General features: G+C 44.7%; 9 protein-coding genes. 6 read left to right on the forward strand and 3 right to left on the reverse strand.

Going from position 1 to position 12079, the window contains the following annotated elements:
• Positions 1–20: 20 nt before the first annotated feature.
• Entirely contained in the window at positions 21–3026 is a 3006-nt protein-coding gene (gene torS / locus QUF19_RS17275) for a TMAO reductase system sensor histidine kinase/response regulator TorS (protein ID WP_286301449.1), read from the reverse strand.
• A 93-nt stretch (positions 3027–3119) separates the two neighbouring features.
• On the opposite strand from torS, the gene torT reads away from it, so the two are divergent.
• Entirely contained in the window at positions 3120–4148 is a 1029-nt protein-coding gene (gene torT / locus QUF19_RS17280) for a TMAO reductase system periplasmic protein TorT (protein ID WP_286301450.1), read from the forward strand.
• 60 nt (positions 4149–4208) lie between these two features.
• Positions 4209–4664, forward strand: a complete 456-nt coding sequence (locus tag QUF19_RS17285; RefSeq protein WP_017105060.1) for a methylglyoxal synthase — start codon at positions 4209–4211, stop codon at positions 4662–4664.
• A 119-nt stretch (positions 4665–4783) separates the two neighbouring features.
• On the opposite strand, the gene QUF19_RS17290 is transcribed toward QUF19_RS17285, so the two are convergent.
• Complete coding sequence (locus QUF19_RS17290) at positions 4784–5134, reverse strand: VOC family protein (protein ID WP_286301451.1); 351 nt, start codon at positions 5132–5134, stop codon at positions 4784–4786.
• 73 nt (positions 5135–5207) lie between these two features.
• Positions 5208–7283 carry a DNA helicase IV gene (gene helD / locus QUF19_RS17295; RefSeq protein ID WP_286301453.1) on the reverse strand — a complete coding sequence of 692 codons (2076 nt, stop codon included), beginning with the start codon at positions 7281–7283 and terminating at the stop codon, positions 5208–5210.
• A gap of 177 nt (positions 7284–7460) precedes the next feature.
• Between helD and yccS the strand changes: the two genes are divergently transcribed.
• The 4 genes from yccS to QUF19_RS17315 all read left to right on the forward strand — a co-directional run bounded on the left by yccS (position 7461) and on the right by QUF19_RS17315 (position 12049).
• A complete protein-coding gene (yccS, locus tag QUF19_RS17300; protein WP_286301455.1) occupies positions 7461–9665 on the forward strand; it encodes a YccS family putative transporter in 2205 nt (734 codons plus the stop codon).
• A gap of 334 nt (positions 9666–9999) precedes the next feature.
• Entirely contained in the window at positions 10000–10161 is a 162-nt protein-coding gene (locus QUF19_RS17305) for a hypothetical protein (protein WP_198595860.1), read from the forward strand.
• 121 nt (positions 10162–10282) lie between these two features.
• Positions 10283–10603: a hypothetical protein gene (locus QUF19_RS17310; protein ID WP_102291840.1), complete on the forward strand. Its 321-nt coding sequence runs from the start codon at positions 10283–10285 to the stop codon at positions 10601–10603.
• Positions 10604–10789: 186 nt separating this feature from the next.
• The gene (locus QUF19_RS17315) at positions 10790–12049 is read left to right on the forward strand and encodes a hydroxymethylglutaryl-CoA reductase (RefSeq protein WP_286301461.1); all 1260 of its coding nucleotides are present in this window, start codon (positions 10790–10792) and stop codon (positions 12047–12049) included.
• The last annotated feature ends 30 nt before the right edge of the window (positions 12050–12079 follow it).

Below are 12079 nucleotides of genomic sequence, written 5' to 3' on the forward strand. Positions count from 1 at the left end.
TCGCAACCTAAGGTTTGTTTTTAGAACTGCTCTTGTAACGCCTCAAGCGACTCTTGAACCAACGTCGACAGCTCGCTATCTTTGCCTCGGTATTCACCTAATGGATCGCTGCTCGCCTCTATCACTTGGCAAGCATTGTAAAGTTGCAACAAACCTAAACTGCCTGCGGAACCTTTCAGTTTATGAGCGAGAGACTTCACTTCACGTCCATTGTCCGAATCACTCGCTTCGACCATTTCGCTTAAAGTCACTCGGCTACTCTCTTCAAACAGTCCCACAATCTGCTTCATCTTGTCTAAGCCAAGAATAGACAAGTCACCTTTGATGACATTGGAATCAATCAATTTCACAGGAGTCTCTCCTTCGTCTTCAGTTTGCGGAGCCTTGATGGCCAGATCAGAGACGACACTCGCCATCTGAGATGAATACAACTCGTTACCTTTATTGCGTTGAGGCTTGTTGTTTTGACTACATATCGAGTCGTTTGGATCAGGTTGTGATAATAGCAAAGTTTTGCCATCAAGCTGAGTCACAATGAGTTGAGCAAGTGCCTCTTTTTCTAACGGCTTAGGTAAAAAACCATCAAACCCAGACGCTAAATAGTTTTCAACTTCCTCATTGAACACATGAGCCGATACCGCAACCATTGGCGGCGCGTACTGCTCTGGAACACCTGATGACATCACAACTATGTCTTTCAGTTGTTGGATTAACTCCACGCCATCGCAGTCAGGAAGGTTAATATCGACCAACGCAATGTCGAAGGCTTGTTCGCTAAAAATGGTCCGAGCTTCTTGGCCCGTAGTCGCGATGACAACCTCATGCCCTAAGTTATGTAAGAATCCTTCCGCAACAATGCAGTTAACCGGATTATCTTCAATTAACAATACCTTGGCGCGAATACAGGTTTCAATAGCCACAACTTTGGTTTCAATCTTCTCACCCACTTGTAGCGGTAAAGAGAACCAAAATTGACTGCCATCTCCTTCTTCTGAGTGAACACCAATATCGCCATTCATTGCCAACATAATGCTTTTACTGATTGCTAGGCCTAGCCCTGTGCCACCCGTTTTATTGCGACCGCTATCAGTTTGGCTAAATGCATCGAACAGGCACTTCTGTTCAGCTTCATGGATACCAACGCCGGTATCTGACACCTCAAACATAACGCGATTTTCATCTTCAACATCCAAACTTATGAAGATATCAACAGCGCCACTGTCGGTAAACTTGATGGCATTGCCGACAAGATTATTCAAGATCTGGCTGATTCGAGTTACGTCGCCACGCCAATAACGGTGAACATCACTTTCGATATGGAAGTTAAAGTCTAGCTTCTTCTCAGCGGCGCGACCTTCCATTAGTTGATAGGTATCTTGAACCATCTGATGCAAGTCGAAGGAAGCAACACGAATCTCAAGATGCCCTGCCTCAATTTTTGAATAATCGAGTACATCATTCAGAATCGCCAGCAAGTTCTTACCACTGCGGTTAATGATGTCTGCATAGCCCGACTGCAAAGGATCTAACCCTGTGTCTTTAAGCAGTCGTGCGGTACCTAACACCCCGTTCATTGGCGTTCTAATTTCATGGCTCATGGTTGCCAGGAAAGCAGATTTCGCACGGCTTGCTTGCTCAGCGGCACTGCGAGCTTTAGCGTGGTTCCCGACTTCAACATTCAACTTCTCGTTGATGTCTTGTAACTGGTAAGTACGCTCAGTGATCAACTCTTCAAGGTGTTCTTTATGTTCTTCAAGTTCTCGTTTTGCTTTGGCTTCACCAACCGCGACCACTTGCAGAGCTTGAGCTGTGTTTCTCGCCGTAATAATCGCTTCACCCATGTGTGCGAGCTCATCGTTACCCTTAACGGAAATGTCGATATTAAGTCGCCCTTGTGCAATCGACATCAGGGCAATCGAATACTCACCTAAGCGTTTAACTACGGAGATGTAAACCACTCGCCACACAATAAACGCCACGATAATCAGGCCCACAATTGAGATAACCGATAGCGACCATTGAGCCAAGTTCAAGGTTGACGTTAGCTCATCAACTGCCTTTTTTGTGCTCAAGTTCGAGTCATCAACAAGCTGATTGACGGTGGTGTTGAGTTCGGAGAATAGCTGCAAAGTATTCTGCATTAAGAATTCCGACTTTTGCGTGTTTTCATACTGCTCTAGAGAGATATCAAACACGACCTTACGTCGTTGTAATTCATCAAGAAGTTGAGACATTTGAGCGGAACGAGTCGGATCTTCCACGGCTTTAACACGACGCGCCATGATTCTGAGATTCGCCTCGAATTCCGTTTGAATTTGGTGAATACGCTCAACGTTAGTTACGGTCTGAGTTTCTTCGATTTGATTGAGCATTTTAAAGGCCAACAGATGCAATTCGTGCAGGCGTTCTGACAGATCAAGATCGACTTCAACCAACGCATCTAGCGCTTGATAAGCCTTGTCTGTTTCTTTGGTTTCTAGCAGGTCATAGATATGAGTGACATTGGCAACCGCAATGGTGGCTGTGTTCAAAACTTGTGTGCGGGTTAACTGTTCAAGTTCTTCAGCAAGCAAACGCATCTCTTCTACGCGTGACGAAAGCTCCTTGGTCAGCCAAAGCTTGCGCTCAACGGAAACCCCTAGCTCAGCCAATGTATTAATAACGCTTTGAACATTGTTTTCAAGTTTATGCAGCAGCTTAGAGTCGAAGCTATCCACACCCAAATCTTTGATGTGTTGAAGAAGCGATTCAAGTTGGTCAAACAGTATCGTACCGGCTTCCTTTCTTTCGGCTTCGTTTCTCGCGCTAGAGAGGGTTTGCACAGACGATATAATACGATTACTCAATTCAGAAACCTGACGAGCTTCAATCATCGCGGGTAACGCTGAGTCAACAACGTTTCTCTCTGTTTTTGCTACGAAACTGAATCCAGAAACACCAATCAATGCAGACAAAAGGACCAGCAACGCCATCACTAAAAATGAGGCCAGTAGCTTGCGTCCAATACTTGCTGTGGCTAACAACATAAACCCTTAACCTTAAAAACGTTCTTCTTTACCCATGCAGAATACGCTATATTTTGCAGTGTTTCTTATCTAAAACCAATAAAACGGCAATTCATGCTATCTAAACCCTTTGCTTCTAAATGTCTTCTTTCGTTACTGGCTATCATGGCTTCGTCGGCGCATGCCAGTGAGCCAATAAACTCAGAAAAGCCTTCCGACTCTCAACCTAAGAAAGAGAAAATCTGTGCTATTTACCCACACCTTAAAGACTCGTATTGGCTATCGGTCAATTACGGTATGGTCTCTGAGGCGGAAAAACAACAGGTTGAATTAAGAGTATTAGAAGCAGGCGGATACCCCAACATTGGCAAGCAAGCCTCTCAACTTGTGCTTTGTACTCAATGGGGCGCTGACGCCATTATTTTAGGTACCGTATCCCCTGATGCTTATCACGATAATCTTTCTGATTGGGTTGGCAACACACCCGTTTTTGCCACAGTAAACGAACTCACTGTGAGTAAAGAACAACAAAAAGTTCTTAAAGGGACAGTCGGTGTCGATTGGCATCAGATGGGATTTCAAGTGGGTGAGTTTCTAGCTAAGCGACATCCAAAAGGTTCTGGTAAAACACCTATTGCCCTGCTGCTTGGCCCTCAGTCTAGCGGAGGCACAAAACCAGTCGCTGTGGGCTTCTATGATGCAATCAAATCAAGTGACGTAGAGATTGAAATCAGCTATTGGGCCGATAACGATAAAGAGCTACAAAGAAACCTTGTACAGCAAGTCATTGAGCAGCCAGATATTCAATATATTGTGGGTAGCGCAGTCGCAATCGAAGCGGCGATCAGTGAATTAAGAGCCGCAGGAAAAACCAAAGAAATCGGTTTGATCTCAAGTTATTTGAGTCACGGAACTTATCGAGGGCTGCTGCGTAATAAGGTGTTGTTTGCGCCAACAGACAAAATGGTTGAACAAGGCCGATTATCCGTTAAACAGGCCGTCAGTTATTTGCGTGATCAGCCATACGAGAAACACAGTGCACCCACTATCGAAGCGCTGACACCTGCAACGCTCAAAGATCAGATTATCGCCGACTCTTTGTCACCTTCTGAGTTTCGTCCGGTATTCAGTGTGAATCCTTAGTGCTATATTGGCTGAAGAACTCAAAACAATAAAAACGAAACAATCATTTAGGGAACATTCATGCAAAAAACAACGCGTACTATGCCAACGCATAAGAATATCGCTTTGGTCGCTCATGACCATTTCAAACCTGAGCTACTAAGATGGGTCAAAGAGAACAAAGAAAAACTACAAAAGCACTTCCTTTATGCAACGGGCACGACGGGTTCTCTACTAAGTAAAGAAACAGGCTTAGCGATTAAGAGCATGATCAGCGGCCCGATGGGCGGCGACCAACAACTGGGTGCGCTTATCTCTGAAGGCAAAATTGATATGATGATTTTCTTCTGGGATCCATTGAATGCAGTACCACACGACCCGGATGTAAAAGCATTGCTTCGTATCGCAAGTGTTTGGAACATCCCAGTGGCAACCAACCGCGCTACCGCTAACTTCTTATTTAACTCTTCACTGCTTGAAGAAGAAGTGGTCATCGAGATCCCAGACTACGAAGCATACCTAGCTGAGCGTACTTAAGCCTTAATTTCGCCGACTGATCTGTTCGCTTTCTTAGCGGATAGGAAATCAAACATAAAAAACGCCTGCTTAGTCGCAGGCTTTTATTTGTCCAAATTTTTTAAGCTTCATAGCGATGCTTATCTATCACTCCACACAGCCATCTCATTGCCACTCGGTTCAAGGAAATGGAAACGTCGCCCACCGGGAAAGCTAAATATTTCACGGTTAATTTTACCACCAGCATCAATAACATCACGCTCAGTTTGCTCAAGATCTTGACTGTAAAACACCATCAGTGCAGCACCATTATCCGCGCTAGACGCTAAATCCGCCAAATAGAAACCACCCATCAAGCCTTTACCTTCAAAAGCAGAATACTCAGGTCCATAGTCTTCAAAGCGCCAAGCAAACGCTTGAATAAAAAACGTTTTGGTTGCCTCAATATCGCGAGCAGGAAATTCTATGTAATTGATAGAGCCGTGTTCCATGTCAGCATCCTCTGGTTAACTGTGTTTTCAACCTTGGTGTTCTCAAGCTTAGTGTTCTGAAACCTTTTCTGGCTCATTTTTTACGAACGACAGGATAATCTGAACCATGCAGTTCTTGTACGAAGCCTGAGCCATCACCACTGTGGGTAATCCAAACCTTCTCTTTCGCACGTGTCATTGCCACGTAGAACAAACGTCTCTCTTCAGCATAAGGGAAGACATCTGACGATTCCGTCAAAGCACCATCTATATGAAGTTGCTTCTTCTTCGCTGGGAATTGACCTTCGTCTACACAAAGTATAATCACAAAATCCGCTTCTTTACCCTTACAGGCGTGGCAAGTCATAAATTTCAGGTCGATCGAGGTGAAGATCTTTTTCCAATCTTCCAATAGTTCCGGTTTATGATAGTGATTACGGCCCAACAACATAACCGACTTGTTTTGCTTGCCTTTAGCCTGCCTGTTCAGCTGATCGAGGATCTTCTCAATATCTTTGCTTGATGTACTGTAAACCGCCTTTTGTTTCTGTTGCTTAAAGCTGTTCAGTTCTTTTGGCAATTGAATCGGGTTTTCTTGCACAAAGCGATTGGCAACCGCACCTAACTGATTGTTAAATCGATAAGTGGTATCGAGGTGGTGGATCGTCGAGCTTTCGAATCTGTCTTTAAAGCCGGTCGTTAAATCAACATCCGCTCCAGCAAATTGATAAATAGACTGCCAGTCATCACCCACGGCAAAAATAGAAGCTTGATGCTCGGCTTTAGATTGATTACACAAGGCTTCAACCAATGCTAAACGGTCTGGTGAGATATCTTGATATTCATCGATCATGATGAACTTCCAAGGAGAGACAAACTTGCCCTTCTCGACATATTGAGTCGCACGGCTGATCATGGTCGAGAAGTCGATATGATTCTCTTCTTTTAACGCTTTCTGCCACGCAGTCACACAAGGCCAACACAGTGATAATTCACTATTAAGACGCGTATAGTCTCTATGATCGATAAGCTGCTGTTGTACTTCTTTCTTTGATAGACCCGATGCATTCAACTGCTCAAGCTGTTTCTCTAGCCAACCAATCAATTTCAGATTAGAAACGTGGCTACCGAGCTCATCATCGCCAGTCAGATAAGCGATTGGCCATTTAGATAAGTGCTTTTGCCAACGCTTGAAGTTGGTTGGCGTCATCCAATGTTTTTTCAGCCAATCAATACACCACGCTTGGCGTTGATTATCATCTAAGGCCAATGGAGAAATAACAACACGTTCGGTTTCAACCTGATTCAGGATCTTCAACCCTAACTGGTGGAAGGTATTGACTTGCACCTTCTCTGCTGACAAACCAATTTTACTGTCAAGACGCTGTTTCATTTCTTGAGCCGCTTCACGACCAAAGGCGAGCAACAATAACTCTTCAGCTTGTGCTTGATGGCTTTGCAACAAGTACGCGACACGCGCAGTCAGAACACTGGTTTTCCCCGAGCCAGCGCCCGCAAGAATCAAGTTGTGGTCATCGTTCATCAACACCGCATATTGCTGCGACAAGTTCAACGGAGACGACTCACATTGAGCAAACAACACTTCCCAATTTTTTCTTTCAGTCTCTAGCCATTGTTGGTTTCTGTCGGCTTGCTTAATCTCGGTTTCAGATAACCATGGCTGCATTCTCGCAACACGTTTAGGCATGCGCTGAGCGGCTTCTTCCAAAGTCATATTCATGTTTTCTAAGCCGGAGTTGACCATGTCGACCCAGATGTTCACTTTAGAGTGAGGAAGGAAAGCTGGAAGTTGCTCAAGGCGCGTGAGTTCAGCCTCCCATTGAGGGACATGTTCTGCAAGCTGCTCACATTGAGTGTCGTGCCAACGTTGATAAGCGGCAACCGACGCACGAGCAAACTGACGACATTGATCCCAAGGTAAACCTTGCACTAACCAACTACGCTGTTGGCCATCTTGTTGATTAGCAAAGAACTGTAACGATCCCCAAAACAACCCGCGCTTTATCGCGATCTTGCCACTCCAAATAGTAAACGGAATACGTTCTTCACTGCCTACTGAAGACAACAATAGACGTGGACCATCAAGTTCAACCTGATGGTATTCATTTTGAATAAAAAACTGTGCAGTCTTGTTAGCGCTTAGCTGCATTGGAGCGTGCTCTTTAATTGGGAATATTGAATTTATATCATGATGCAATGAGAATTAATAATGTCTCTCATCTTATCGACGCTTTCATGACCACCTAAGGCCAATTATGGATAAGTATCAAATTCTTGTGCTTGATTTCTGTTAGGATTATGGTTTTAGTGTGTCAAGTGAGCGACTGTGGACTTTTCAGCCAAATTACGCCTTTATTGGGCGAATAAAACCATAAATTACAGCGTGTTAATTCTCATCACCCTGCTCGGTGTTGTGATTCCAGCTTGGTATTATGAACAAAACACACTGATCACCCCATTAATTTTAGGTGTCATCGCTGCTGCACTGGCTGAAAGTGACGACAGCTTTACGGGCCGCCTAAAAGCACTCACCTTGACCTTTATCTGTTTTGCGATCGCCGCCTTTTCTATTGAGCTACTTTTCAACACACCTTGGCTGTTCGCATTAGGTCTTTTCGCATCGACTTTTTCGTTCATTATGCTTGGTGCGATTGGGCCTAAATACGCCAGCATCGCATTTGGCTCACTACTGGTCGCTATTTACACCATGCTCGGCGCACACGAGAGCATCAACTTATGGTTTCAACCCTTACTGCTATTAACAGGCGCGGCTTGGTACTACTTCATGTCAATGATTTGGCAAATTGTATGGCCAATGCAACCTGTGCAGCAGAACCTCGCGACCGTGTTTGATCAAATCGGCACCTACATGAATTCTAAGGCTGAGTTGTTCTATCCGGTGTCTGACCTTATTCCGCAACCACACCGTATTATCGAAGCCAAACTGAATGCAAGCACAGTGAATGCACTCAACATGTGTAAAGCGACGCTGCTTAACCGTTCTAAACGCGGGCACATCGATGGTCCGAGTGACCGATTCTTAAATACCTACTTCATCGCACAAGACATTCATGAACGTGTGAGTTCAACCCATTACCGTTATCAAGAACTCGCAAAACACTTCGAACGCTCTGATGTATTGTTCCGCTTTAAGTATCTTCTAGAAGCTCAAGCAACCGCATGTAAAGAAGTCGCAAGTTCACTTAAGGTTGGCGCAGAGTACCAACATGGTGATAAGTCTGTGTTGGCGCTTGATGAGCTGATGTCCTCACTCACTCACCTTCATCAGCAAAATAAGCCAGAATGGAAACCGTTACTGAACCAATTGGATTACCTGTTCAACAACCTGGCAACCGTTGAAAAGCAGCTATCGAATATCAGTAACCCAGACGCTGAGAAGCTAGAAGAAGGTGTGTTAGATGATACCAACCCACATACCTTGACGGCTATGTGGCAAAAGATCAGAGCCAACCTGCACACCGACTCAATGCTGTTTCGCCACGCAATACGTATGGCCGTCACGCTGACGCTCGGTTACGGCATTATTCAAGGTTTTGATATCGAACGTGGCTATTGGATCTTGCTAACAACACTGTTCGTATGTCAGCCCAACTACAGTGCCACGCGACAAAAGCTAACGGCCCGTGTGATTGGCACAGTGGCTGGTTTGTTGATTGGGGTTCCGCTACTGACCTTCTTCCCCTCTCAAGAGAGCCAGTTGGTCTTTATTGTCATCAGTGGCGTGATGTTCTTTGCATTCCGTATAAACAACTACGGCTTCGCAACCGGCTTTATCACCTTGCTGGTGTTGTTCTGTTTCAATCAGCTCGGCGAAGGTTATGCCGTGGTACTACCAAGGCTAGCGGATACCTTCATTGGCTGTGCACTTGCGGTTTTAGCTGTGATTTACATTTTACCTGACTGGCAATCGAAACGACTGCACAAGGTAATGGCGGACGCCCTTGATTCAAACAAGAATTATCTGGCTCAGATCATTGGCCAATATCGTGTAGGCAAAAAAGACACACTCAATTACCGCATTTCTCGCCGTAGTGCGCACAATAACGATGCCAACCTGACTGTCGCTATCAGTAGCATGCTGGTTGAGCCCGGCAAGTATCGAACGTCTGAAGACGAAAGTTTCCGTTTTCTTACTCTAAACCACGCATTACTGAGCTATATCTCTGCGTTGGGTGCTCACAGAACGCGTATCGATGATGAAGCGACGCACAAGCTTGTGTTAGACGCCCATAGAGTAATACACGAACACCTAGATGCACTGAACGATCAGCTTTATTCTCATCGTGAGCACTGCGAAGTCAAAAATGCTTACGATCCTGAGCTTGATAAACGTTTAAGTGAGTGGAGAGAAGAGGACGAAAGCTCTGTCAGGATGGTCCTACAGCAGTTGCATTTGATCTATCGAATGCTCCCAGAACTACACACCTTAGCCACCAAGTTTGCCGTTAAAGTGAACATCGAAAAGCCCCTCGAAAAGGCGAGTTCAGGTCCAGAAGATAAAATACTGTAAAAACAGAAAGATACATAATTTGAATGCATAATGATCAATAGGTGTATGTATGGTTTATTATACCAATACCTATAAGTAGGTATAGCAAACTAACTGCACGCCCCGTCAGGCAAGGGATCAGAGCATTTTTACTTTGTAGGAATTTTCTGACTTTGATTAACCAAGCGTTAACTTTGCCTGACAATTCTCGGACAAAAAACAACCAGAGCAATTTATAGTTGTCTTAGTTTCAAGAACCTTCAAACATCTTTTAATATTCATTTAATGTTGGTTGATTTCTTGTATCGGTAGTCTATGCTCAATAGAGCATATGGATTTGAACTAAGGTCACACTATGAATACACAACAATTTGAAGCATTTAAGCAACAGATACAGCTTCTTAGCCCTCAGCAATTGAAAGCATTACAGGGTGAAATCGACGGTAATGTCGAGACAGAACAGTCTTCTCTACTTACTGACGAAGAGTTAAACGCTCTAAACGACCTGTTTAATTAGTAGACAGAGATCACTATTTTAGCCTAAGTTCACCGTTTCACCGTAAAATACACCACTTCACCATTGCGCTCAAAATATCGTCAACCTAGACTCATTCCATACGTCAATTAAAGGTTCTGACATGTCGATTTCGGGGATTCAATCAGGTTATGCCATTATTCAGCAGTCTACCAATATGGCTGAAGAAGCGGCAATTGAACTGAACCAAGCCGCTCAGCACACTCCCGAATCAAATGACTTCTCCCAATCTAGCGATCTTAGCTTTAACCAAATCGAACCTGAAAAATCTCTTTCTTTAAAAGACAAAGAACCCGAGCCTGTTTCATCCTCAACCGATTCACTAATAAAGCTGACCCAAAGTGCCAGTTACAATCGCGTTGGCGCAAGTGTCGTTGATCGTCAAAACGAAGCCATTGGCAGTCTTCTCGACATCCATATCTGATCTATACTCTCACTTAGTGCTTGTTTCCTATGTCCTGAATCCGTTTGATTCAACGACTTTTGATGCTTTTTGACTCTATAAGCACACAAACTGTAACTCATTATATCTGACGCTTGTTTCTGGTTTATTACTCGGTAGAATCAGCGCAAACTATTCTTGCAGCACAAACTTTACTTCGTATTACTTATGCCAAAACTAAATCTGCATCGCCGTGACTATGTTTCTATATTAGGAGGCGACATCTCCGCAGACGAATTAGAAAAGAAGCTCCAGCCTCATTTTGAGAAGCCAGTGAATAAACTGACTCCGAGTCCTTATCTGACTGAAAAGAATCTTACACGTCGTTGGACTGCTCTCGATAATGCAGACTCGCAGCAAGAACTGCTCGACCCTCATACTCAAAGCCAGATTCAAGCGTATGAGAAGAACATCGAGCACTTTATTGGCACCGTTAAAGTCCCTGTCGGCATCTCCGGCCCTTTAAGAGTCAACGGCCTGTTTGCTAAAGGCGATTACCTAGTCCCACTTGCAACCACTGAAGCGGCGCTTGTTGCGTCTTATAACCGTGGTTCAAAGCTAATCACGGCTTGTGGTGGCGCGAGTGCAATGCTGCTCAATGAAGGCGTAACACGTACGCCTGGTTTCGCATTTCAAGGTTTGGTTGAAGCTGGACAGTTTGTAGCTTGGGCGGTGACCCAATATGACCAATTTAAAACCTTGGCTGAATCAACAACGTCACACGGCAAACTTACCGACATCAATATCAACATCGAAGGCAACCATGTTTACTTGGTGTTTGAATTTCTAACCGGCGACGCTTCTGGTCAGAATATGGTGACTATCGCGACCAACGCGGTATTTGAGTACATCATTGAACATACACCAGTGAAACCTGATCACGCCTTCCTTGATGGCAACTTATCGGGCGACAAAAAAGCCAATACTCAAACCTTACGTAGCGTTCGTGGTAAAAAGGTAACAGCTGAGGTCAACATCTCTGCTGAGCTTGTTGCTAAGTACCTTCACACCACACCAGAGAAGATGGTGCAGTTTGGACAAATGACCACAGTCGGTGGTGCTCTAAGCGGTACGATTGGTATCAATGCTCATTATGCGAATGCACTTGCTGCGCTCTATATTGCTTGCGGCCAAGATGCGGCGTGTGTTGCTGAGTCTGCGATTGGTATGACTCGCATGGAGCTCAACAAAGAAGGGGGGTTATACGCGAGTGTGACGCTGCCTAACTTGATGTTAGGGACAGTCGGTGGCGGTACAGGCCTACCAAGCCAAAAAGCGTGTCTCGATTTACTAGGGCTACACGGCAACGGTAAATCACAAGCCTTAGCCGAAGTATGTGCTGCGTTATGCTTGGCGGGTGAACTATCGATTGTGGGTGCATTCTGTGCGGGTCACTTTTCGCGAGCTCATCACAAGTTAGCGCGCTAGTTACTGTTATAAAACCTTAAACCGACCGTT

This window comes from Vibrio sp. FE10, from assembly GCF_030297155.1.
Lineage (GTDB): Bacteria > Pseudomonadota > Gammaproteobacteria > Enterobacterales > Vibrionaceae > Vibrio > Vibrio apostichopi.

Bases quoted from the DNA above. Each gene is read 5' to 3' on its own strand.
- QUF19_RS17310 (WP_102291840.1), top strand. From the start codon at position 10,283: ATGTCGATTTCGGGGATTCAATCAGGTTATGCCATTATTCAGCAGTCT.
- QUF19_RS17285 (WP_017105060.1), top strand. From the start codon at position 4,209: ATGCAAAAAACAACGCGTACTATGCCAACGCATAAGAATATCGCTTTG.
- QUF19_RS17305 (WP_198595860.1), top strand. From the start codon at position 10,000: ATGAATACACAACAATTTGAAGCATTTAAGCAACAGATACAGCTTCTT.
- QUF19_RS17315 (WP_286301461.1), top strand. From the start codon at position 10,790: ATGCCAAAACTAAATCTGCATCGCCGTGACTATGTTTCTATATTAGGA.
- QUF19_RS17290 (WP_286301451.1), bottom strand. From the start codon at position 5,134: ATGGAACACGGCTCTATCAATTACATAGAATTTCCTGCTCGCGATATT.
- torS (WP_286301449.1), bottom strand. From the start codon at position 3,026: ATGTTGTTAGCCACAGCAAGTATTGGACGCAAGCTACTGGCCTCATTT.
- torT (WP_286301450.1), top strand. From the start codon at position 3,120: ATGCTATCTAAACCCTTTGCTTCTAAATGTCTTCTTTCGTTACTGGCT.
- helD (WP_286301453.1), bottom strand. From the start codon at position 7,283: ATGCAGCTAAGCGCTAACAAGACTGCACAGTTTTTTATTCAAAATGAA.